The 22,731-nt window shown below is 70.9% G+C and carries 20 protein-coding genes, 3 tRNA genes and 1 pseudogene; 6 read left to right on the forward strand and 18 right to left on the reverse strand.

Annotated features, from left to right (window positions below; genetic code table 11):
- The 4 genes and pseudogenes from AB0O00_RS00630 to AB0O00_RS00645 all read right to left on the reverse strand — a co-directional run.
- Nucleotides 1-380, reverse strand: a pseudogene (locus tag AB0O00_RS00630) (hypothetical protein); the annotation flags it as partial.
- A gap of 5 nt (nucleotides 381-385) precedes the next feature.
- Nucleotides 386-1,048, reverse strand: coding sequence for an aminodeoxychorismate/anthranilate synthase component II (locus tag AB0O00_RS00635; protein WP_363647587.1), 663 nt, complete (start codon nucleotides 1,046-1,048; stop codon nucleotides 386-388).
- Nucleotides 1,049-1,106: 58 nt separating this feature from the next.
- Nucleotides 1,107-1,286, reverse strand: coding sequence for a hypothetical protein (locus AB0O00_RS00640; RefSeq protein WP_363647589.1), 180 nt, complete (start codon nucleotides 1,284-1,286; stop codon nucleotides 1,107-1,109).
- A gap of 69 nt (nucleotides 1,287-1,355) precedes the next feature.
- Complete coding sequence (locus AB0O00_RS00645; RefSeq protein WP_363647671.1) at nucleotides 1,356-2,114, reverse strand: DUF881 domain-containing protein; 759 nt, start codon at nucleotides 2,112-2,114, stop codon at nucleotides 1,356-1,358.
- Between the two features lie 173 nt (nucleotides 2,115-2,287).
- Here AB0O00_RS00645 and crgA point away from each other — a divergent pair, with 173 nt between their 5' ends.
- Nucleotides 2,288-2,536 carry a cell division protein CrgA gene (crgA, locus tag AB0O00_RS00650; RefSeq protein ID WP_218200977.1) on the forward strand — a complete coding sequence of 83 codons (249 nt, stop codon included), beginning with the start codon at nucleotides 2,288-2,290 and terminating at the stop codon, nucleotides 2,534-2,536.
- 367 nt (nucleotides 2,537-2,903) lie between these two features.
- Here crgA and AB0O00_RS00655 read toward each other — a convergent pair whose 3' ends face one another.
- Entirely contained in the window at nucleotides 2,904-3,809 is a 906-nt protein-coding gene (locus AB0O00_RS00655; protein ID WP_363647591.1) for a rhomboid family intramembrane serine protease, read from the reverse strand.
- 343 nt (nucleotides 3,810-4,152) lie between these two features.
- On the opposite strand from AB0O00_RS00655, the gene AB0O00_RS00660 reads away from it, so the two are divergent.
- The gene (locus AB0O00_RS00660) at nucleotides 4,153-4,890 is read left to right on the forward strand and encodes a DUF5324 family protein (protein WP_363647593.1); all 738 of its coding nucleotides are present in this window, start codon (nucleotides 4,153-4,155) and stop codon (nucleotides 4,888-4,890) included.
- Between the two features lie 69 nt (nucleotides 4,891-4,959).
- Here AB0O00_RS00660 and AB0O00_RS00665 read toward each other — a convergent pair.
- From AB0O00_RS00665 to dnaA, 13 genes are all read right to left on the reverse strand, one after another.
- Nucleotides 4,960-5,032 (reverse strand) — tRNA-Ala (locus tag AB0O00_RS00665).
- 166 nt (nucleotides 5,033-5,198) lie between these two features.
- Complete coding sequence (locus tag AB0O00_RS00670) at nucleotides 5,199-5,327, reverse strand: DLW-39 family protein (RefSeq protein ID WP_014137031.1); 129 nt, start codon at nucleotides 5,325-5,327, stop codon at nucleotides 5,199-5,201.
- A gap of 256 nt (nucleotides 5,328-5,583) precedes the next feature.
- Nucleotides 5,584-5,657 (reverse strand) — tRNA-Ile (locus AB0O00_RS00675).
- 93 nt (nucleotides 5,658-5,750) lie between these two features.
- Nucleotides 5,751-5,827, reverse strand: a tRNA-Ile gene (locus tag AB0O00_RS00680).
- A 16-nt stretch (nucleotides 5,828-5,843) separates the two neighbouring features.
- On the reverse strand, nucleotides 5,844-7,238 hold the full coding sequence (locus AB0O00_RS00685; protein WP_363647595.1) for a cyclopropane-fatty-acyl-phospholipid synthase family protein: 1,395 nt from the start codon (nucleotides 7,236-7,238) through the stop codon (nucleotides 5,844-5,846).
- Between the two features lie 251 nt (nucleotides 7,239-7,489).
- Entirely contained in the window at nucleotides 7,490-8,218 is a 729-nt protein-coding gene (locus tag AB0O00_RS00690; RefSeq protein ID WP_363647597.1) for a DUF3566 domain-containing protein, read from the reverse strand.
- Nucleotides 8,219-8,369: 151 nt separating this feature from the next.
- Nucleotides 8,370-10,907 carry a DNA gyrase subunit A gene (gene gyrA / locus AB0O00_RS00695; protein WP_363647673.1) on the reverse strand — a complete coding sequence of 846 codons (2,538 nt, stop codon included), beginning with the start codon at nucleotides 10,905-10,907 and terminating at the stop codon, nucleotides 8,370-8,372.
- 131 nt (nucleotides 10,908-11,038) lie between these two features.
- A complete protein-coding gene (gene gyrB / locus AB0O00_RS00700) occupies nucleotides 11,039-13,069 on the reverse strand; it encodes a DNA topoisomerase (ATP-hydrolyzing) subunit B (protein ID WP_363647599.1) in 2,031 nt (676 codons plus the stop codon).
- 237 nt (nucleotides 13,070-13,306) lie between these two features.
- Nucleotides 13,307-13,846 carry a DciA family protein gene (locus AB0O00_RS00705; protein WP_363647601.1) on the reverse strand — a complete coding sequence of 180 codons (540 nt, stop codon included), beginning with the start codon at nucleotides 13,844-13,846 and terminating at the stop codon, nucleotides 13,307-13,309.
- Between the two features lie 185 nt (nucleotides 13,847-14,031).
- Nucleotides 14,032-15,165: a DNA replication/repair protein RecF gene (recF, locus tag AB0O00_RS00710; protein ID WP_363647603.1), complete on the reverse strand. Its 1,134-nt coding sequence runs from the start codon at nucleotides 15,163-15,165 to the stop codon at nucleotides 14,032-14,034.
- Nucleotides 15,166-15,202: 37 nt separating this feature from the next.
- Nucleotides 15,203-16,078 (reverse strand): phosphogluconate dehydrogenase (NAD(+)-dependent, decarboxylating), encoded by an 876-nt coding sequence (gene gnd / locus AB0O00_RS00715; protein ID WP_363647605.1) that lies wholly within the window; start codon nucleotides 16,076-16,078, stop codon nucleotides 15,203-15,205.
- A gap of 239 nt (nucleotides 16,079-16,317) precedes the next feature.
- Entirely contained in the window at nucleotides 16,318-17,448 is a 1,131-nt protein-coding gene (gene dnaN, locus AB0O00_RS00720) for a DNA polymerase III subunit beta (protein WP_363647607.1), read from the reverse strand.
- Between the two features lie 976 nt (nucleotides 17,449-18,424).
- Nucleotides 18,425-20,221, reverse strand: a complete 1,797-nt coding sequence (gene dnaA / locus AB0O00_RS00725) for a chromosomal replication initiator protein DnaA (protein ID WP_363647609.1) — start codon at nucleotides 20,219-20,221, stop codon at nucleotides 18,425-18,427.
- Between the two features lie 365 nt (nucleotides 20,222-20,586).
- On the opposite strand from dnaA, the gene rpmH reads away from it, so the two are divergent.
- Genes rpmH through yidC form a run of 4 tightly spaced genes read left to right on the forward strand, consistent with a single transcriptional unit; the run spans nucleotide 20,587 to nucleotide 22,693 of the window.
- Nucleotides 20,587-20,724 carry a 50S ribosomal protein L34 gene (rpmH, locus tag AB0O00_RS00730; protein WP_030059672.1) on the forward strand — a complete coding sequence of 46 codons (138 nt, stop codon included), beginning with the start codon at nucleotides 20,587-20,589 and terminating at the stop codon, nucleotides 20,722-20,724.
- A gap of 18 nt (nucleotides 20,725-20,742) precedes the next feature.
- Nucleotides 20,743-21,171, forward strand: coding sequence for a ribonuclease P protein component (gene rnpA / locus AB0O00_RS00735; RefSeq protein WP_363647611.1), 429 nt, complete (start codon nucleotides 20,743-20,745; stop codon nucleotides 21,169-21,171).
- Entirely contained in the window at nucleotides 21,168-21,539 is a 372-nt protein-coding gene (gene yidD / locus AB0O00_RS00740; RefSeq protein WP_363647613.1) for a membrane protein insertion efficiency factor YidD, read from the forward strand. The genes rnpA and yidD overlap by 4 nt, the downstream gene beginning before the upstream one ends.
- Nucleotides 21,536-22,693 carry a membrane protein insertase YidC gene (yidC, locus tag AB0O00_RS00745; RefSeq protein WP_363647615.1) on the forward strand — a complete coding sequence of 386 codons (1,158 nt, stop codon included), beginning with the start codon at nucleotides 21,536-21,538 and terminating at the stop codon, nucleotides 22,691-22,693. Before yidD ends, yidC begins: the two co-directional genes overlap by 4 nt.
- The last annotated feature ends 38 nt before the right edge of the window (nucleotides 22,694-22,731 follow it).

Genomic DNA, 22,731 nt, shown 5'->3' on the forward strand with positions numbered 1-22,731 from the left:
GCCGCGGCGGCGTCCTCGGCGGGCACCCGGAGCTGCACGGTCTGCTCGGGCAGCCACGGGTACTCGGGCGCGTCGGCGGCCTGCACGGCCTGCTCGTACACGCCCCAGCCGTCCTCGGCCCCTGCCTGCCCGGGCTGTCCCGACTGGCCGGGCTGGGCAGGCGGGGCTTGGTACCCGCCGTTTCCGTATTGGCCGTAATGGCCGTTCCCGTACTGACCGTTGTCCTGCCCCGTGCCGCCGTACTGGCCGTAGCCGTACTGGCCGTTGCCCTGGTGGCCGTCGCCGTACTCGGCCTGGCCGTACTGGTCCGCGGGCCGCTGTCCGCCCCCGTACGGTCCCGCCTCCGGCTGGTAACGCCCCTCGGGACGCAGCGCGGTCACGCCGCTCAGCCCCGGCCGATCACCGGGGCGAGCCCGGCCGACCGGTCCACGGCCTGCGGGTGGCCGCACTCCGCCAGCCAGTTCGCGAGCATCCGGTGCCCGCCCTCGGTGAGCACCGACTCGGGGTGGAACTGCACGCCCTCGACGAGCAGCTCGCGGTGCCGCAGGCCCATGATCACGCCGCTCTCGGTGCGGGCGGTGACCACCAGCTCGTCCGGCACGGTCGCCGGGTCGACCGCCAGCGAGTGGTACCGGGTGGCGGTGAGCGGCGAGGGCAGGCCCTCGAACACCCCGCCGTCCTCGTGCTCGACCAGCGAGGTCTTGCCGTGCAGCAGCTCCGGCGCCCGGCCGACCACCGCGCCGTACGCGGCCGCGATCGACTGCAGGCCGAGGCACACGCCGAAGACCGGCAGCCCGATCCGCGCGCAGTGGTGGACCATCTCGATGCAGACGCCGGCCTCCTCCGGCGCACCGGGGCCGGGGGAGAGCAGCACCCCGTCGAAGCCCTCGTCGCCGCTGCGGCGGACGGCGTGGTCGACGGTCACCTCGTCGTTGCGCACCACCTCGCAGGTGGCACCGAGCTGGTACAGGTACTGGACCAGGTTGAAGACGAAGCTGTCGTAGTTGTCGACGACCAGGATCCGGGGCTGGGTCGGCTGGGTGGTCATTCGCGCGCTATCTCCGTGGATCGCGGGGACTTGAGGGGAAGAGCAGGGCGGACCGGACTCAGCCGGCCGCGGCACCGTCGCCGCCGTCCACTGTGACGTCACCGAAGGGGAGCAGCGGTTCCGCCCACGGAAAGACGTAAGTGAACAGGAGGTAGACCACCCCGAGGATGAGGAGCAGCGAGATCACGGCCTTGACCAGGGTGTTCCCCGGGAGGTGACGCCAGATCCAGCCGTACATGGTGCTCCCTCGACGTAGCAGACTGGGGTCAAGAGTAGACCTGCCTCCCCCGGCCTCCCGGCCGGTGCGCTACTGCTGGCCGCCCGCCGAACGGAGGTCGGTGGTGCCCGAGTAGCCGGGCAGGGTGAGGTCGCCGCTCTCCTGGACCTTCCAGCCCAGTCCGTACGCCTGGACGTAGCGCAGGTAGGTGCGGATGGTCGGGTCCCCGTCCACCGCCGCGCGCAGCTCGTCGGTCTTCCCCACGGCCTTGACGACGTACGGCGGCGAGTAGACCCGGCCCTGGAGCAGCAGGGTGTTGCCGACGCATCGGACGGCGCTGGTGGAGATCAGCCGCTGGTCCATCACCTGTACTCCCTCGGCGCCGCCGCGCCACAGCGCGTTGACGACGGCCTGGATGTCCTGCTGGTGGATGACCAGGTCGTTGACGCCCGGCTCGGGGACGCCGGGGATGCGGGCGGTCGCGTTGGGCGGGGCGTCGTTGAGGGTGACGGTCAGGCCGCCGCCCTGGAGCGGCTCCAGCGCGGCGCCGAGCCGCAGCCCGTCCAGCCGGGCGGTGTCGGCCGGGTTCTGGCTGCGCTGCTCGGTGAGGGCCTGGGCACGGGACTGGAGGTCGGCGAGCTGGGCCTGCGCCTGCTGGTTCTGGGCGCTGCGCTGGCGTATCACGTCGCCGAGGCTGAGGAGCGAGTTGTCCGTCCGCAGGTCGGTCCCGCGGGCGGTCTGCGCGCTGATGTAGAAGAGCAGACCCGCGAGCGCGAAGACGGCGCAGGTCAGGGCACGCCCGACAATTCGGATGCCGGACCGACGGGTACGGGGCGGCCGAGGGGGAATCGACAAATTAGGCACCGTACCCTTATCTCCTTAAGACCCGCCGAGCCACTACGCTAACGGACGCCGGTGGCACGTGCGGGAGCCGTCCCAGCGTTCTCCACGAGCGTCGCCGGCCGACTTTCCCCCGCTGCACCCCTGCGCGGTCTCACAGCGCATCGACAGGAGAGCTCCTCGTGCCGAAGTCTCGACTCCGCAAGAAGTCCGACTACACCCCGCCGACGACGGCCACGGTGAAGATCAGTTCGGGCCGCGGCTGGGTCGCGCCCCTGATGCTTGCGCTGTTCCTGATCGGGCTGGTGTGGATCGTCACCTACTACGTGACGAGCGGGAACTACCCGGTCGAGAGCTGGCGGAACTGGAACATCCTGGTCGGCTTCGGCTTCATCGCGGCGGGCTTCGGCGTCTCCACCCAGTGGAAGTGACGGCCCGGGCCCACGCCCTGGCCGGATTCCGCCGCTGATCGGCTCTTCCGACCCCTGAGAAGGTCTCTCCGCCGTCCCGGACAGCTCGACCCGGGACGGCGTCGAGGCGTGCCCGGAGCCGGTCGACCAGCCCGGCGGTTATCCCCACAATCGCACTGTCGCGCTTATCCACATGGTTATCCACACTGGGGAAAAGTGTCCCCAGCCTGTGGATAACTTGCGGGCCGAATGTCGTCCACAGCTGTGGACAGCACCTGGTAAGGGCTCGAACCGCACAGGAGGACACGCGTAGAACAGCTGTCCACACCTGGCTCGCCGCACAGGCTGTGCACAACCCCGTACCCGTTGTGGACAACGGCCCCCGGCGTCAGGCGCCGTAGCGGGCCATCCCGACCAGCACCATCACCACGACGGCGGCGAACGCGCCCGCCATCGTCAGCCCCTGGACCAGGCCGCGGCGCTCGCGCGGGGCGAACATCAGGCCAACCGCGGTCAGCGCACCGACCACCAGGCCGCCCACGTGCGCGCGCCAGTCGATCCCCGCGACCGAGAAGGTGACGATCAGGTTGAAGACCAGCAGCGCCATCACCGGCCCGATCGGGCTGCGGGTCCTGATCTGCAGCACGAGGGTCGCCCCGAAGAGGCCGTAGATCGCCCCGGAGGCCCCGACCGAGTTCATCAGGTTGCCGGCCACCAGGAAGGCGAAGGCGCTGCCGGCGAGGCCCGAGAGCAGGTAGAGGCCGAGGAACCGCGCCCGGCCGAGCACCGACTCCAGCACCGGTCCGGTCCACCAGAGCGCCATCATGTTGAAGCCGATGTGCCAGACCTGGACGTGCAGGAAGGTCGCGGTCAGCAGCCGGTACCACTGGCTCGGGCCGTCGGCGACGCCCCCGGGGCCGCCCGGGATCGCCCGCCCGGCGCTGAACAGCGACCAGTCCTGGACCAGCCACGGCGAGAAGACGTAGGCGGCGAGCACGAAGACCGCGAGGTTGATCCCGATCAGGACCTTGGTGACGAGCGCACCGTCGGCGGTCAGCACGCCACCGTAGCGGGTGGTCGGCCGCCGCACCTCGGCGTGCGCGCCGCTGACGCACTCCGGGCACTGGAAGCCCACCGAGGCGGGGACCATGCACGACGGGCAGATCGGGCGCCCGCAGCGGGTGCACGAGATGCCGGTGGGCGTCTGCGGGTGGCGGTAGCAGCCGGGGAGCCCGGCCTCGGGGCCCGGGTCCTGGATCCGATCGGCCGGCGGCCTCGGCTCGTCCGGGAGCATCAGCGCATTCCCCTTCCCGTACAGGACCACCGGAGCCGCCAGCCTACTGCGGCGAACCCGGCGGCGGAGGTCGTCCCCCAACCCCGATCCTGCCCCGCCCGACCCCCGCCCCACGCCCCCTCCAGGCCCCCGGCGCTGGCCCCGCCGGCCCCCGCCGACCCGCGTACGGCCCACCCTCCGGGATGCCCCACTTTCCCCTCCCCCGCCCAGCCCCGTCGGCCCCCGCCGGCCCCCGCCGACCCGCGTACGGCCCACCCCCGGATGCCGTCGGACAAATCAGGATGCATGATCAGCATTCAGGTGGATATGTGCATAAAGGACGCCACCGAGGAGGAGAGAACCCGTGACCCGTTTGGACTCAGCTCGTGAGACGGCCGCCAGGACCCGGGACACCGCCGCGCACCTCGCGGACGGCGCCAAGCAGCGCCTGGGCCCCGCCCTCGACGCGCTCGGGCCGAAGGCCTCCCAGGCCGCCCAGGGCCTCCGCGTCCAGTACGACCGGCACCTCGCCCCCCAGTTCGGCCACGCCTTCGCCAGCCTCCCGCCGGATGCCCAGGAGAACGCCCTGAAGGCCTTCCACCGGGCCCAGGAGGCCGCTCTGGCCGCCCGCCTCTCCGCCGCCCGGGCCGCCGACCAGGCGCGCTCCACGGTCGGCCCCAGGGTCGTCCAGGCGGTCGGGGACGCCCGCGCCGTCGTCGTCCCGGTCGCCCACGAGGCCCAGGCCAGGGGCGCCGCCGCGCTCACCGCCCTCCAGGGCCACGTCAGCTCCGCCGAGATCAGCGATCTCGCCGCCCGCAACGTCCGGAAGGAGCAGCACAACGGCTGGGCCACCGGACTCGCCGTGGCCGGGGCGATGGCGATCGGCGGCGGGGTGCTCGCCTGGCAGTGGTGGCGGCGGCACAGCAACCCGGAGTGGCTGGTCGAGCCGCCGGCGGGGCAGTCCCCGCAGCCGTCCGGCGCCCACGCGACGGGCTCCGCCGCCGCGCCGGTCAACGGCGACGGCGCCGAGGACGCCGCCGCCGAGCCGGCTCCCCCCGCGGACGACCGGCCCAAGCCGCACGACCCGCGCAAACCGCACTGACGGTGGAAACGCAGATCGGCCGTTGACCCGGATTCAGGTCAACGGCCGATCGGCTGGTACTGCGAACTGTGGAGCATAGGAGACTCGAACTCCTGACATCTGCCTTGCAAAGGCAGCGCTCTACCAACTGAGCTAATGCCCCTCGCCGGCACCGCCGGTGCCGACGGGCACTAGCGTACCGGGTTCCGGCGGCCTGCCGGTGCCGTCCCCCTGAGGGGACCGGCCGGTCCGGTCGGAACCGGACCGGCCGACCCGAGGAGGCGCGTGACGCGCCCCCGAAGATCGTCGATCGTCAGATCGCCCGGGGCTCAGCGACCGGCCGGAACCGGGTCGGTGGCCTCGGTCCACAGGTCCTGCTCGGCGCGGTCCGCCTGGACCTGACGGTAGACAAAGAAGCCGCCGAGGGCGACCAGGGCGACCAGGAGAAGCTTCTTCACCGCGGGACCTCGTCCTTCTTGCATAAGTGGACTCAAGAGCCGAGATCCGGCCGGAGTGACCGGGCCGACGAGTCCAGTTCGTTTCGAACGCCTACGGGGCGGCCGGGTGCCAGACTGCCCTTGCGGCCGATGATACACACCGGTGTCCCAATCGTGACCAGCCACCGCTGCCGCCAACCCCGCTTGCGGACCGGAGGATTGACGCCGGGAAACGCCGAGGGGCCCGGAGTGATCCACTCCGGGCCCCTCGGGGAGGTGGGCCTAACAGGACTTGAACCTGTGGCCTCTTCCTTATCAGGGAAGCGCTCTAACCGTCTGAGCTATAGGCCCTCGCCACACGCAGAGGTTACCGGAAGGTGGCCGCGGAACGAAAACCGGAAAACGCCGAAGGGCCCGGAGTGATCCACTCCGGGCCCTTCGCGGTGGTGGGCCTAACAGGACTTGAACCTGTGGCCTCTTCCTTATCAGGGAAGCGCTCTAACCGTCTGAGCTATAGGCCCTTGCCGCACTGAAAGATTAGCGGACCGACCGCCGATCCCCCAAATCCGTTCCGGCGTGGGTCGCGGCAGGGACCCCGGCACCGAGCTGCCGTGCTCCGGCGGAGCGCCGGAGCAGCCATTCCTCGCGGGTCGCCGGCAGGCCCGCGGCGCCCTCGTCGGTGCTGCGGACGGCGAGCACCTGGTTGACCCCGATCCGGTTGCGCTCGAAGGCGAGCGCGGAGGCCGCCATGTACAGCCGCCACACCCTGGCCCGGCCGCGGCCGACCAGCCCGACCGCCTCCGTCCAGTGCGCCTCCAGGTTGGCCACCCACTCGCGCAGCGTCATCGCGTAGTGCTCGCGCAGCGCCTCGACGTCCCGGACCTCGAAGCCGGCCTCCTCCAGCCGGGCCACCGTGGAGCCGACCGGGGACAGCTCGCCGTCCGGGAAGACGTAGCGGTCGATGAAGGGGCTGGTGCGGTGCTCCTCGCCGGGGTGGTCGGGGCGGCGCGCGATCTGGTGGTTGAGCAGCCGGCCGCCGGGCACCAGCAGCCGGTACAGGCCCGCGGCGTACACCCGGTACTGCTCGGTGCCGACGTGCTCGGCCATGCCGATGCTGGAGACCGCGTCGAACGGGCCGTCCGTGATCTCCCGGTAGTCCTGCAGCCGGACCTCCACCCGGTCGGCCAGCCCGGCCTCCTCGACCCGCCGGCGGGCCAGCGCGACCTGCTCCCTGGAGATGGACACGCCGACCGCCGTGACGCCGTAGTGCCGGGCCGCGTGCAGCAGCAGCGAGCCCCAGCCGCAGCCGACGTCCAGCAGGCGCATCCCGGGGCGCAGGCCGAGCTTGCGGCAGATCAGGTCGAGCTTGGCCGCCTGGGCGTCCTCCAGGCTCTTCGAGTCCGGCGTCCAGTAGGCGCACGAGTAGACCATCGAGGAGCCCAGGACGAGCCCGTAGAAGTCGTTGCCGACGTCGTAGTGGTGGCTGATGGCCGCGCGGTCCCGGCCGCGGCTGTGCAGCCGCCCCCGGGCCGTCCCGGCCTCCTCGGGGGGCGGCGTGGGCCGGGGGCCGAGCGCGCCGGCCCGCAGCAGCGTGGCGAGCGCCCGGCGGCCCTTGGGGCCGACGACGTCGCCGGGGCCGAGCTCCAGGGTGCGGATCTCCGGCAGCTCGGCGAACCGGCCGACGGCGTCGAGCACGTCGTAGAGGTCGCCGCCGGGGGCGACTTCCAGGTCCCCGGAGACGTAGGCGCGGGCCAGGCCCAGCTCGCCCGGGGCCCAGAGCAGGCGGCGCAGGGCGCGGCGGTTGCGCAGGACGATCGTGGGGGCGCCGGGCGGGCCCGCGACACTGCCGTCCCAGGCCTGGACCCGCAGCGGGACCGGGACCTCCAGCAGCCCCTCCAGGGCCTCGACCAGTTGACCTGCGAGCTGTGCCATCGAGCGCGCCTCCGTCCAGTCGTCCTGCACGACCCGGTCGGGCGGACCGGGGGCGGCCTGTGGCACTCCCTGGCGCGGAACGGGCGGCACCCAGCTAATCCCACCGCGGCCGGCCCGATTCCGGGCGGCACGCCGCGGGCGGCCGGCTGTCACCCGAATGCCGACGGGCCCCGGAGACTGGAACAGCCTCCGGGGCCCGTGCATTCCGTCCGTGGACGGATTTCTGACCGTGGATCAGGACCGCGTCCGGATCAGTCCTCTTCGGCGAGGGTCAGCTCGACGCCGCCGGTGAAGCCGGCCGCGGCGTTGTAGATGAACGCGGAGAGCGTGGACAGCGCGGTCAGCAGCACGACGTCGACCACGGCGATCAGCGAGGTGAAGGTCATCACCTTGCCGAAGCCGATGTAGTCCATGATGTTGATGCCGCCGTTGCTGTCCGAGCCGGTGACGTCCTTCAGGGTCTTGGACAGCGAGTCGAAGACGCCGAGCGAGTCCAGCGTCATCCACAGGACGGCCGCGGCCACGATGATGATGATCCCGACCGCCAGCGACAGCAGGAAGCTGACCTTCATCACGGACCACGGGTCGACCTTGGTCACCCGCAGGCGGGCCTTGCGCGTGCGGCCCAGGCCCGGGCCCGCGGCCGGGGCGTTGGTGCCGGGACGGCGCGGGGCCCCGGGGACGGGCGTGCCGCCGGGCGGGGTGTTGCCCGTCCGGGTGCCCCGGGCCGGGGTCGGCTGCCCCTTGGCGTAGGTGGTCGGCTGGGAGAACCCGCCGGCCCCGCCCGCCGGGGTGCCCGGCGCCGGCGTCTGACCGCCGTACGTGGCTCCGCTCTGGCCCGCCGCGCCGACCGGTGGCATCAGCGAGGTGGACGCGGCCGGGTGTTCGGCCGGCGGCTGCGGCACGCCGTACCCACCCCCGCCCTGCGCGCCCGGACGGCCGCCGGAGGCTCCTCCCGCAGCACCCGTGGCTCCACTCACCTGGTCCTCCCGCACTTCCCGCCAGGACGGGGGAACCGCCCTGCTCGTCACTCGACATCCAGCGCCCGGCGGGATTGCCCGGAACTGGTCGGCGGCCGGTGCCGCCGCGTCCCCGTCAGTGAGGACGCGACGGCACCGGCCAACGGTTCGGTCAGGCGCCGGCTTCGCCGCCGGCCGCCGTCTCCGTACCCTCGGCCATCTCGGTGGACTCGGTGCCCTCGACCTCGTCCTCCGACGTCTCCTCGTCCTCGGCCTCCGCGTTGCGGGCCATGCCCACGACCGCATCGCGCTTTCCGAGGTTGATCAGTTGGACGCCCATGGTGTCACGTCCGGTTTCACGAACCTCGGAAACCCTCGTGCGGATCACCCCACCCGACAGGGTGATCGCCATGATCTCGTCGGTGTCGTCGACCACCAGCGCGCCGACCAGCGAGCCACGGCCCTCGACGATCTTCGCCGCCTTGGTGCCGTAGCCGCCGCGTCCCTGGACACGGTACTCGTCCACCGCCGTGCGCTTGGCGTACCCGCCGTCGGTGGCGGTGAAGACGAACGTGCCCGGGCGGACGACGTTCATCGACAGGAGCTCGTCGTCCTCGCGGAAGGCCATGCCCTTGACGCCCGAGGTGGCGCGGCCGGTGGGCCGCAGGGCGTCGTCGGTGGCGGTGAAGCGGATCGACTGGGCCTTCTTGGAGACCAGCAGCAGGTCGTCCTCGGGGGAGACCAGCTCGGCGCCGATCAGCTCGTCGTCGCGGCCCGCCTCGTCCTGGCGAAGGTTGATCGCGATCAGGCCGCCGGAGCGCGGGGAGTCGTAGTCCTTCAGCGCGGACTTCTTGACCAGGCCGGCCCGGGTGGCGAGCACCAGGTACGGCTTGTCCTCGTAGGTGCGCACGGCCATCACCTGGGTGATGTGCTCCTCCGGCTGGAAGGCCAGCAGGTTGGCCACGTGCTGGCCGCGGGCGTCGCGCCCGGCGTCCGGCAGCTCGTAGCCCTTGGCGCGGTAGACCCGGCCCTTGTTGGTGAAGAACAGGATCCAGTTGTGGGTCGTCGTCACGAAGAAGTGGTCGACGATGTCGTCCTGCTTGAGCTGGGCACCGCGCACGCCCTTGCCGCCGCGCTTCTGCGAGCGGTAGAGGTCGGAGCGGGTCCGCTTGACGTAGCCGCCACGGGTGATCGTGACGACGATGTCCTCCTCGGCGATGAGGTCCTCGATGGAGAGGTCGCCGTCGGACGGGATGAGGGTCGAGCGCCGCTCGTCGCCGTACTTCTCGACGATCGCGGTGAGCTCCTCGGAGATGATCTCCCGCTGGCGGGTCGGCGAGGCCAGGATCGCGTTGTACTCGTCGATCTTGCGCTGGAGCTCGTCGTGCTCGTCGGTGATCCGCTGGCGCTCCAGGGCGGCCAGGCGGCGCAGCTGCATCTCCAGGATGGCGTTGGCCTGGAGCTCGTCGATGGACAGGAGCTCCATCAGGCCGGTGCGGGCGGCGTCGGCGCTGGCCGAGGCCCGGATCAGCGCGATGACCTCGTCGATCACGTCGAGCGCGCGGAGCAGCGCGCGCAGGATGTGGGCACGCTCCTCGGCCTTGCGCAGGCGGAACCGGGTGCGCCGGACGATGACCTCGACCTGGTGGTTGACCCAGTGCCGGATGAAGGCGTCGAGCGACAGCGTGCGCGGCACGCCGTCGACCAGGGCCAGCATGTTGGCGCCGAAGTTGGTCTGCAGCTCGGTGTGCTTGTACAGGTTGTTCAGCACGACCTTGGCGACCGCGTCGCGCTTGAGCACGACCACCAGGCGGGTGCCGGTGCGGGAGGAGGACTCGTCGCGGACGTCGGCGATGCCGGCGACCTTGCCGTCCTTGACCAGGTCGGCGATCTTCAGCGCGAGGTTGTCCGGGTTGACCTGGTACGGCAGCTCGGTGATCACCAGGCACTGGCGGCCCTGGATCTCCTCGACCTCGACGACGGCGCGCATGGTGACCGAGCCGCGGCCGGTGCGGAAGTAGTCGTCGATCCCGCGGTGGCCGACGATCAGCGCGCCGGTCGGGAAGTCCGGGCCCTTGATCCGCTCGACCAGGGCCTCCAGCAGCTCCTCGTTGGAGGCGTCCGGGTGCTCCAGCGCCCAGAGCGCGCCGGAGGCGACCTCGCGGAGGTTGTGCGGCGGGATGTTGGTGGCCATGCCGACCGCGATGCCGGTGGCACCGTTGACCAGCAGGTTGGGGATGCGCGCGGGCAGGACGGTGGGCTCCTGCGAGCGGCCGTCGTAGTTGGCGGCGAAGTCGACGGTCTCCTCGTCGATGTCGCGCATCATCTCCATGGCCAGCGGCATCATCTTGCACTCGGTGTAGCGCATGGCCGCGGCCGGGTCGTTGCCCGGGGAGCCGAAGTTGCCGTTGCCGTCCACCAGCGGCATCCGCAGCGACCACGGCTGGGCCAGGCGGACCACGGTGTCGTAGATGGAGGTGTCGCCGTGGGGGTGGTAGTTGCCCATGACGTCGCCGACGACGCGGGCGCACTTGTAGTAGCCCTTCTCGGGCCGGTACCCGCCGTCGTACATCGCGTAGAGCACCCGGCGGTGCACCGGCTTGAGGCCGTCGCGGACCTCGGGGAGCGCCCGGCTGACGATCACGCTCATGGCGTAGTCGAGGTAGGAGCGCTGCATCTCGGTCTCGAGCTCGACCGGCTCGATCCGCATGGTCGCCTGGGCGGTGGCCTCGGCGGGTGCGGGGGTCTCGGGCTGTTCGCCGTCGGGACGGTTGTCGTCGACCACTGGTGGTCAGTTTCCTTTCACGCGGACTGGTACGTGCGGCTGCCGGTCGGGCGGCGTCACACGTCCAGGAAGCGGACGTCCTTGGCGTTGCGCTGGATGAAGGAGCGGCGGGCCTCGACGTCCTCGCCCATCAGCACGGAGAACAGCTCGTCGGCGCGGGCGGCGTCCTCCAGGGTGACCTGGAGCAGCAGCCGGTGCTCGGCGTCCATGGTGGTGACCCGGAGCTCCTCGGCGTTCATCTCGCCGAGACCCTTGAAGCGCTGGATCGCGTCGTCCTTGGGGAGCCGGCGCCCGGCCTCCACGCCGGCCGCGATCAGCGCGTCGCGCTCGCGGTCGGAGTAGGCGTACTCGAAGTCGTCCTTGCCCCACTTGATCTTGTACAGCGGGGGCATGGCCAGGTAGACGTACCCGGCCTCGACCAGCGGCCGCATGAAGCGGAACAGCAGGGTCAGCAGCAGGGTGCGGATGTGCTGACCGTCGACGTCGGCGTCGGCCATCAGGACGATCTTGTGGTAGCGCAGCTTGGACTCGTCGTAGTCCTCCTGGATGCCGCAGCCGAAGGCCGAGATCAGCGCCTGGACCTCGGTGTTCTGCAGCACCTTGTCGATCCGGGCCTTCTCGACGTTCAGGATCTTGCCGCGGATCGGCAGGATGGCCTGGGTGCGCGGGTCGCGGCCCTGCTTGGCCGAGCCGCCGGCGGAGTCACCCTCGACGATGAAGATCTCGCACTCGGACGGGTCCTTGGACTGGCAGTCCGACAGCTTGCCCGGCAGCGAGGCGGACTCCAGCAGGCCCTTGCGGCGGGTGAGGTCGCGGGCCTTGCGGGCGGCGACGCGCGCGGTGGCGGCCTGGATGGACTTGCGGATGATGTCCGCGGCCTCGTTGGGGTTGCGGTCCAGCCAGTCGTTCAGGTGCTCGTGGACGACCTTCTGGACGAAGGTCTTGGCCTCGGTGTTGCCGAGCTTGTCCTTGGTCTGGCCCTCGAACTGCGGCTCGCCGAGCTTGACCGAGATGATCGCGGTCAGGCCCTCGCGGATGTCCTCGCCGGAGAGGTTGTCGTCCTTCTCGCGGAGCAGCTTCTTGTCGCGCGCGTAGCGGTTGACGAGGCCCGTCAGCGCCGCGCGGAAGCCCTCCTCGTGGGTGCCGCCGCCGTGGGTGTGGATGGTGTTGGCGAAGCTGTAGACGCCCTCCGTGTAGGAGGAGTTCCACTGCATCGCGATCTCCACCGAGATCGCCTTGTCCTTGTCCTCCGCCTCGAAGTCGATCACCGAGGGGTGGACGACCTCGCCCTTGCGGGAGTTGAGGTGGGCGACGAAGTCGGCGATGCCGCCGTCGTACTTGTACGTGACGGTGAGCGGCTTGCCGTCCTCGTCCACGTGCTCGGGGCGCTCGTCGGTCAGCGAGATCGACAGGCCCTTGTTGAGGAACGCCATCTCCTGGAAGCGCCGGGAGAGCGTCTCGAACGAGTAGACGGTGGTCTCGAAGATGTCCGGGTCGGCCCAGAAGGTGACGCTGGTGCCGGTCCGGTCGGTGGCCTCGTTCTTGGCCAGCGACGCGGTCGGCGCGCCCATCTTGTAGTCCTGCGTCCAACGGTGGCCCTCGGTGTGGATCTCCACCGCGAGGCGGGTGGAGAGCGCGTTCACCACCGAGACGCCTACGCCGTGCAGACCGCCGGAGACCGCATACCCGCCGCCGCCGAACTTGCCGCCCGCGTGCAGCACGGTGAGCACGACCTCGACGGCCGGCTTCTCCTGCCCGGGGACGATGCCGACCGGGATGCCGCGGCCGTTGTCGACCACCCGCACGCCGCCGTCCGGCAGGATCGTGACGTCGATGGTGTCCGCGTGCCCGGCCATGGCCTCGTCGACGGAGTTGTCCACGACCTCCTGCACCAGGTGGTGCAGGCCACGCTCACCGGTCGAGCCGATGTACATGCCGGGACGCTTGCGGACGGCGTCGAGGCCCTCCAGCACCTGGATGTTGCTGGCGTTGTAGGACTTCTCGCCCTGGTCGGTCTGGTCTGGGGTCTGGCTGGGGTTGCCGGAATCGGCCACGAAGCGCCCTCTCTGGCACAGCGCGGGCCGCATCCCCACCCCGTGTGGGCGGGCGTGCGACCACGGCGTTTCGACTCGGTTGCCACTAGCAACAGTGTTTGGCTCTCAGTCTACCGGTACGACTGACAGAGATGGGCGTTTGGCAGCCCTTGAGGGCAGATATGCCGCCCTGAATCCCCTCTGCACATGTCCCGATACTCGACCGGGGGGCCAAGAGCGCCAGGAAGGGCCGTCAGGGGTTCCGGAGGATCGTGGTCCGTTCCGCGCCCGTCAGCCCCAGGTGTCGCCCGGCCCCTTGCTGCCCGGAGCGCGCAGCCGGCCGTAGCCGCGGGCCGGTGCGGCCGGGCCGAGCACCTTGATGGTGCGGACCGTGCCGTGGCCCAGCTCGTGGTTCAGACGCGCCACCAACTGTCGCACCAGCCAGCGCAGTTGGGTGGCCCAGGCGGTCGAGTCGCACTGCACGGTGAGCACCGCGCTCTGGTCGTCGTAGGAGGACGGATGGCAGTGCGCGGCGATGTCCGGGCCGACGATCTGCGGCCACCGGCCCATCACGCCGCCGACAGCGGCCGAGGACTCCCAGCCCCGCTCGGTCAGCAGCCGGTTCAGCGCCGCGCCCAGCGGCACCGGGTCGCGGCCGTCCGAGCGGGCCCCGCTGCGCAGGCCGTGCCGCTTCGCCTCGCGCTTCTGCTGGACCTGCTCGCCGCGCTGGCGCGCCTGCGCCCGGGCCGCCCGCAGCGCCGAACGGGCGAGGTCGGCGCCGGTCGGCTGCGCGGCGCCGGGCTGCGGGGAGGTCTCCGCGGACTCGCTCACGGCGATCTCCTTTCCCCAGCCTGTGGACAACGGTCGAGCGGTCCAGCGTACGGGAGCCGAGGGACGGACGGGATCCGCCCACCGGCGGGGTCCGCCGGGGGCTCTACGGAGGAATCGTGAAGGTCAGAGGGGGGTCGGGTGCCCGGCAGGCCGGGGCGCGCGGAGCGGTCGGGCGTCGACGGCGGTCAGGCGTCGACGCGGCGCACGGCGCCGTCGGCCACCGCGAAGCGGGCGCCGGCCAGCGCCTTCGGCACGTCCTCGGCGACCGCGGCGGTCACCAGCACCTGCTCGCCGTCGGCCACCAGCTCGGCCAGCCGGTCCCGGCGGGCCGCGTCGAGCTCGGCGAACACGTCGTCCAGGATCAGCACCGGCTCGCCGCCGTCCGCGCGCAGCAGCTCGTACGAGGCCAGCCGCAGCGCGAGCGCGAACGACCAGGACTCGCCGTGACTGGCGTAGCCCTTGGCGGGCAGCGGGCCGAGCTTGAGCACGAGCTCGTCGCGGTGCGGGCCGACCAGGGTGATCCCCCGCTCGACCTCCTGTCTGCGCGCCGCCTGCAGGGCCTGGAGCAGCTGTTCCTCGGCCTGCTCGCGGCTGGTCGGCAGCTCGCCCTCGAAGGAGCTGCGGTACTCCAGCAAGGTGTCGCCCCCACCGGGGGCCAGCTGCCCGTACGCGGCCGTCACCAACGGCTGCAGGGCGGCCACCAGTTGGATCCGGAAGGCCGTCAACTCGGCTCCGGCGCGGGCGAGATGACCGTCCCACACCTCCAGGGTGGAGAGGTCGGCGCCCTTGCCGCCACCGGCCCGGCGGGCCATTGCGGCGGTCTTCAGCAGGGCGTTGCGCTGCTTGAGCACCCGTTCGTAGTCCTGCCGGACGCCGGCCAGGCGGGGGGCGCGGGCGGTCAGCAGCTCGTCGAGGAAGCGGCGGCGCTCCCCCGGGTCGCCCTTGACCAGGCTGAGGTCCTCGGGGGCGAACAGCACGGTGCGCAGCAGGCCCAGCACGTCGCGCGGGCGGACGTTGTCGGAGCGGTTGATCCGGGCCCGGTTCGCCTTGCCCGGGGTGAGCTCCAGTTCGACCAGGGTCGAGCGGCCGCGGTCCACCACCGAGGTGCGGATCACCGCGCGCTCGGCGCCCAGCCGGATCAGCGGCGCGTCGGTCGCCACCCGGTGGCTGCCCAGGGTGGCGACGTAGCCGATCGCCTCGACCAGGTTGGTCTTGCCCTGGCCGTTGGGACCGACGAAGGCCGTCACGCCCGGGTCGAGGGGCACCTCGGCCCGGGCGTACGACCGGAAGTCGGCGAGCGACAGGTGCGCGACGTGCATGGCTGTGGACTGCGCTCGCCTTCTGGTGGGGTGGGGACTACTTGGACTCGACCGCGTGGCCGCCGAACTGGTTGCGCAGGGCGGCGATCATCTTCATCTGCGGCGAGTCGTCCTGGCGCGAGGCGAATCGGGCGAACAGCGAGGCGGTGATCGCCGGCAGCGGCACGGCGTGGTCGATCGCGGCCTCGACGGTCCAGCGGCCCTCGCCGGAGTCGGCGGCCCAGCCGCGCAGCTTCTCCAGGTGCTCGTCGTCGTCCAGGGCGCGGACGGCCAGGTCCAGCAGCCAGGAGCGGATGACGGTCCCCTCCTGCCAGCTGCGGAAGACCTCGCGCACGTCGGTGACCTCGGGGGCGGCCTCCAGCAGCTCCCAGCCCTCGGCGAAGGCCTGCATCATCGCGTACTCGATGCCGTTGTGGACCATCTTGGCGAAGTGGCCGGCGCCGACCTTGCCCGCGTGCACGTTGCCGAACTCGCCCTCGGGCTTGAGCGCCTCGAAGATCGGCCGGACCTTGGCGACGTGCTCGGCGTCGCCGCCGTACATCAGGGCGTAGCCGTTCTCCAGGCCCCAGACGCCGCCGGAGACGCCGCAGTCGACGAAGCCGATGCCCTTGGCGGCCAGCGCCTCGGCGTGCTTGATGTCGTCCGTCCAGCGGGAGTTGCCGCCGTCGACGACGACGTCACCGGGGGAGAGCAGCTCGGCGAGCTCGTCGACGGTCGCCTGGGTGGCGGCGCCGGCCGGGACCATCACCCAGACCACGCGCGGACCCTGGAGCTTGGTGACGAGCTCCTGCAGGCTCTCGACGTCGGAGATGTCCGGGTTGCGGTCGTAGCCGATGACGGTGTGGCCGGCGCGGCGGATCCGCTCGCGCATGTTGCCGCCCATCTTGCCGAGACCGATGAGGCCGAGCTCCATGACCAAGTCCTTACCTGTGGTGACGTGCCTGCCGGCGGCGCCGTTGCCGCACACCCCCTGAGCCTACGCGCTGAACGCACAGGGCCTCCCCCGGTCGGGCCGACCGGGGGAGGCCGTCCACAGGCTGTGGGTACGGCCTGTGGGTATCGCTCGTGCGGGCTCAGCCCGAGAGGCGGACCGGCATGCCGAGTCCTGGGGGGGACGACCCCCACACCCCCGGGATCATGCCGGGCGCGGGCTCAGCCCGAGAGGCGGACCGGCATGATCAGGTACTGGTACGCCTTGTCCTCCTCGGCGTCCACCGAGGCCTTGCCGCTGAGCAGGGCCGGCTTGGTCGGGGTGGTGAAGCTCAGCTGGGCGTAGGCGGAGTCGATGGCCTTGAGGCCCTCCTCCAGGTAGCCCGGGTTGAAGGCGATCGAGATGTCGTCGCCCTCGAGGTCGGCGTCGATCCGCTCGGTGGCCTGGGCGTCGTCGCCCGAGCCGGCCTCCAGCGTCAGCACGCCCTGCTCGAAGCTGAGCCGGACCGGGGTGTTGCGCTCGGCGACCAGCGAGACGCGCTTGAGCGCCTCCAGGAACGGCTGGGTCTGGATCGCGGCGACGGCGCTGAACTCCGTCGGGAAGAGGCTGCGGAACTTGGGGAACTCGCCCTCCAGCAGCCGCGTGGTGGTGCGGCGGCCGGCGCCCTCGAAACCGATCAGGCCCTCGCCCGCGCCGCCCGAGGACAGCGCGATGGAGACGTTGTCGCCGCTGCCCAGGGACTTCGCGATGTCCTGCAGGGTCTTGGCCGGGACGAGGGCGACGGCGGAGATGTCCGACTGCTCGGGCTTCCACAGCAGCTCGCGGACGGCGAAGCGGTAGCGGTCGGTGGCGGCCAGGGTGATCCGGTCGCCCTCGATCTCGACCCGGACGCCGGTGAGCACCGGGAGGGTGTCGTCGCGGCCGGCGGCCACGGCGGCCTGGCTGACCGCGGAGGCGAAGACGTCGCCGGAGACGGTGCCGGTGGCGGTGGGCATCTGGGGCAGCGCCGGGTACTCGTCCACCGGGAGGGTGGGGAGGGTGAACCGGGAGCTGCCGCAGACCACGCTGACCCGCTGGCCGTCGGTGGAGATCTCCACAGGCCTGTTGGGGAGGTTGCGCGAGATGTCGTTCAGCAGGCGGCCGGAGACCAGGACGGTGCCGGCCTCCTCGATGTCCGCCTCCAGCTCGACCCGGGCCGAGACCTCGTAGTCGAAGCCGGACAGGGCCAGGCTGCCGTCCTGTGCCGTCAGCAGCAGGCCGGCCAGCACCGGCACCGGCGGCCGTGCCGGGAGGCTGCGGGCAGCCCAGGCCACCGCCTCCGCGAGGACGTCACGCTCCACCCGGAACTTCACCGGTAACCGCCTCCTGGATCGAGCGCTCCCGCTCGCACTCTGGTTCGTCTGATCTTGATCGTCGGGCGGGCTGTCCACCGAGCTGTGCCACTCCGCTTCCAGTCGCCGAGGACAGTCTGACGTACTCCGCCGACAGACGGGGCAGACGGGCGGAAGCAACCCGAACAGATGTCGGGCCACGCTTGTCCACAGATTTCGGGCCCACCTGCTTTGAAACGCATCGATGGGTCTAACTGTGTAGTGGTAGTAGTAGGGCCTGTGGAAACCGTGGATAACCCCGTTTCCGCAGGTCAGCCCCCGAATTTTGTCCACAGTGGGTGTGGATGTCGGCTGTGGACGGACACGGCCCGCTGTGGACGGCGGAGCGTTACCCACAGGGCACCGAACGTATCCACAGGTTTTCCCCAGCGCTGTCCCCAGATCCGGACCCGGTTATCCACGGAGCCCGGTCAACTTTTCGTGACGCCTTTCACACCAGGGCATGAACGGCACCCCAAGGTTGTCGAACTGTGGACGCCACTGTGGACAACCTGGGGATAACCGCCCCGAGCCTGGGGACAAGCGGTGGATAACCCGAACGGCCCACTGGCGGCCCGTCAATTGTCCACACCCTGTGGATAACCGTTGTGCACAAGTCCACAGGCACCTGACCTGCGCGGAAGAGCGTAGCGGTGGCCCGCCTGTGGAGGAATTCTGGATAACTTCGGGCGCTGTGCCCTGTGGACGGTGGAGAAAGCCCGTCACCTGTGGACGACCGCCCCATGCGCCGCCGGTTTTCGAATCGCCGGTCAGATGTTCGACGTCGGCTGTGGACTGGCGGACCATCCGTCGAAGCATCTCTGCCCTGCATTCGGGTGATGCACACCTGTGGATATGCCGAGAGGGCGTCAGGATCGTTCCTGACGCCCTCTGCGGGTCGTGCTGCGGCCGGCTCGGCCTTCGACGGCGGTGGCCGTCCCCAACGGCTGTGGAAGGACTAGCTCTTGATGCGGTTGGTGAGCTCGGTGACCTGGTTGTAGATCGAGCGCCGCTCGGCCATCAGCGAGCGGATCTTGCGGTCCGCGTGCATCACCGTGGTGTGGTCGCGGCCGCCGAACTGCGCGCCGATCTTCGGCAGCGACAGGTCGGTGAGCTCCCGGCACAGGTACATCGCGATCTGGCGGGCGGTCACCAGCACGCGGCTGCGCGAGGATCCGCAGAGGTCGTCCACGCCCAGCCCGAAGTACGCGGCGGTCTGCTGCATGATGACCTGCGCGGTGATCTCGGGCCCGGCGTCCTCGTCCCCGCCCGGGATCAGGTCCTTGAGGACGATCCCGGCGAGCTCCAGGTCCACCGGCGCCCGGTTGAGGTTGGCGAAGGCGGTGACCCGGATGAGGGCGCCCTCCAGCTCCCGGATGTTGCGGGTGATCCGGGACGCGATGAACTCCAGGACGTCCGCGGGGGCGTTGAGTTGCTCCTGGATCGCCTTCTTGCGGAGGATCGCGATCCGGGTCTCCAGCTCCGGCGGGGTGACGTCGGTGATCAGGCCCCACTCGAAGCGGTTGCGCAGCCGGTCCTCCAGCGTGGTCAGCAGCTTGGGCGGCCGGTCCGACGAGAGGACGATCTGCTTGTTCGCGTTGTGCAGGGTGTTGAAGGTGTGGAAGAACTCCTCCTGCGTGGACTCCTTCTGCGCGAGGAACTGGACGTCGTCCACGAGCAGGATGTCCATGTCCCGGTAGCGCTTGCGGAAGGTGTCCGCCTTGCCGTCCCGGATCGAGTTGATGAACTCGTTGGTGAACTCCTCCGAGGACACGTACCGCACGCGGGTGCCCGGGAAGAGGCTGCGCGAGTAGTGCCCGATGGCGTGCAGCAGGTGGGTCTTGCCCAGCCCGGACTCGCCGTAGATGAAGAGCGGGTTGTACGCCTTGGCCGGGGCCTCGGCGACCGCGACCGCCGCCGCGTGCGCGAAGCGGTTGCTCGCGCCGATGACGAAGGTGTCGAAGAGGTACTTCGGGTTCAGCCGCGCGGCCGGCTCGTCCTTGCGCGAGCCGCCGGCCGGGGGAGCCCCGGGAGGAGCGGGCACGCCGGGGACGGCCGGGCGCTCGATGGCGCGCTCCGGCGCGGGCTTGTCGGAGGGGCGCCCGCCGCCAGGGCGCGCGCCGGGGGAGCGGCGGCCGCCGGTGGTGCGGGGCTGCTCGTTCGGGCCGGGGCCGTAGGCGCCGCCGAAGAGGTCGCCCTGGGTGGTCGCGGGCGGCCCGGGCATCGGGCGCGGCGCCGGACGGGGCATGGGCTCGTCGTCGTCGTGGTACGGGACCTCGTGGTCCTGGTAGCCGGACCACGAGGGGGCCGCCGCCGGACCGCCGTAGGGCGCGGGGCGCTGCTCGTAGCCGCCGGTGTCGTACCGGGGGCGGTCGTAGTCCTGCTCGTACGGCTGGTAGCCCTGGCCGCCGTAGCCGCCGTCGTCCTGGCCGGGACCCGGGTACGGCTCCACGGGGGTGTGGGGCGCCGGTGCGGGGGTGGTGGGGACGGCGTTGGCGTCGACCATCACGGCGATGCGCACCGGGCGGCTGAGCTCACGGCTGAGGGCCTCGGTCAGCTGCGGCAGCAGCCGGCCCTCCAGCACCTGCTTGGCCCGCTCGTTCGGGGTCGCCAGCAGGGCGGTGTCGTGCATCATCCACATCGGCTGGGTGCGCTGCACCCACTGTTTGTCCATCTCCCCGACGTCCGGGTCGCTGACCAGCCGCTCGACGACCCTCGCCCAGACCGGGACGAGGTCGCTGTTGACATCAGCCACTGGTGCACGCTTTCCAAGAACAAACCAGACAAGTCCTGCAACGGTAGTCAGCGAACAGAGCCGGATCAAGTCGTTGTCCACAGGCTGTGGGCAAACCGGACGAGCCGGGGCCTCCGGGACGGCTGGTTTGACCCTCGTGCCCCGTCCCGCGTACCGTAACCAGGTCGAGTTGTCGATGGCCGCTGCCGCATGTCCGCGGGTCCACCCGCTCCATAAGGCGCGCAGCACGGGCGCCGTGGATTGCCTCAAACCCCAGCCGAACTGGGGAAAAGGGCCGGATTTCCGAATCAGGGGAGATCACGCGGACGCACGGTGACGGCCAAGCGACTCCCCGTCATCCTACGATTCACCTCAGGAGCCCCCGAGTGAGCAAGCGCACCTTCCAGCCGAACAACCGTCGTCGCGCGAAGACCCACGGCTTCCGGCTGCGTATGCGTACCCGCGCCGGCCGCGCCATCCTGGCTGCCCGCCGTGGCAAGGGCCGCGCCAGCCTGTCCGCCTGATCCACGACAGAGTCTGTTGTGCTGCCCTCCGAGAATCGGCTGCGGCGGCGCCAGGACTTCGCGACCGCGGTGAAACGCGGTCGCCGGGCCGGCCGGCCCCTGTTGGTCGTCCATCTCAGCAGAGACGGTGACCTCAAGGGCCAGGCCGACCGGACCAGCGACTCCCGCCCGCACGTCGCCGAGGGGACTCCTTCGGCGCGTGCGGGTTTCGTCGTGAGCAAGGCCGTTGGCCCGGCGGTCGTCCGCAACCTGGTGAAGCGCCGGTTGCGCCACCTCGTTCGTGATCGTCTGTCCAGGCTGCCCGCCGGTAGCCTGATAGTGGTGCGTGCGCTGCCCCAGGCCGCGTCCGCCTCGTACCAGGACCTCGAACGCGACCTGGACGCGGCGCTCAAGCGGTTGCTGAAGGCGGAGCCCGCCACGACGGCGCCGACGGGAGCAGGGCGATGAAGTACCTGCTGATGGGTTTGATCAGGGTCTACCAGTGGACGATCAGCCCACTGCTCGGTCCGGTCTGCCGTTACTACCCCTCCTGTTCGCACTACGGCTTCGAGGCCGTGAAGGTCCACGGGGCGGTCAAGGGCGGCGGGCTGACCGTGTGGCGCATCCTGCGCTGCAATCCGTGGAGCGCCGGCGGAGTCGATCACGTTCCGCCGCGCAAGCACCCGGTGTGGCACCGCCGGTTGCGAGACTGGCTGAGCCGCCGGTCCGCCACCGGGGCGCCGGTGGCCACCACCCCCGCCGGTCCGGCCCCCGAGGGCCCGGCGACCATTGGCCCCGAGCGGCCGATCCACATGTCCAAGGAGCCTGACCGGTGACCTTCTCCTTCCTGAATCCCCTGTACACAGCGGTGTCCTGGATCATCGTCCAGTTCCACTCGCTGTACAGCAACGTCTTCGACCCGGACGGTGGCTGGGCCTGGGGTCTGGCGATCGCCTCGATGGTGGTCGTCATCCGGATCTGCCTGATCCCGCTCTTCGTGAAGCAGATCAAGGCGACCCGGGCCATGCAGGCGATCCAGCCGAAGATGAAGGCCATCCAGGAGCGCTACAAGAACGACCGGCAGCGCCAGTCGGAAGAGATGATGAAGCTGTACAAGGAGGCGGGTACCAACCCGTTCTCCAGCTGCCTTCCCATCATCGTCCAGGCGCCGTTCTTCACCGCTCTCTACGGTGTGCTCGCCAAGGTCGCCAAGGGCCAGGACATCGGCGTCATCCACGGTGACCTGCTGACCAGCGCCGGCAAGGCGCACATCTTCGGCGCCCCGCTCTCCGCGACCTTCCTGGGCAGCAGCGAGACCAGCGTCAAGGTCGTCACCGCGGTGATGATCATCCTGATGTCGCTGTCGCAGTTCGTCACCCAGCGCCAGCTGATGACCAAGAACGTCGACCTCACGGTGAAGACGCCGTTCATGCAGCAGCAGAAGATGCTGATGTACGTCTTCCCGGTCATGTTCGCCGTCATGGGCATCAACTTCCCCGTCGGTGTCCTGGTCTACTGGCTGACCACCAACGTCTGGTCCATGGGCCAGCAGCTGATCGTCATCCGCAACAACCCGACTCCGGGCAGCAAGGCGTGGGACGAGCGGCAGGTGCGCCTCAAGAAGGCCGGTCGCCTGAACCCGGACGGCTCGGAGATCAAGGGCGCGCTGTGGGGCATGCTGCCCCCGTCGAAGGCGGCCATCAGCGCCGCCGCCGAGGCCTCCGCGACGGTCGAGGAGTCGGTCCAGGCGCGCCGCCAGCAGCCCCGCAAGCAGACCAAGGCCCAGCGCCAGCACACCGGCGGCCAGACCGCGAGCCTGACCAAGGACGCCCCGGCGGAGGAGGAGCCCGCGGACGCCGTCGTGGCCGACGCCGGCAGCACCAAGCCGGCCGCCGCCAAGCCGGGTACCTCGCGTCCCGGCGGCGCCAAGCCCGGCACCGCCCGTCAGCAGCCGAAGCGTGGCGGCCAGCGGCCGAAGAAGAAGTCCTGACCGGCTTCGCCCAGAGCTTCGTTCCCGGCCCACCCAAC

The organism is Kitasatospora sp. NPDC093558 (assembly GCF_040683475.1).
Taxonomy (GTDB): Bacteria; Actinomycetota; Actinomycetes; order Streptomycetales; family Streptomycetaceae; genus Kitasatospora.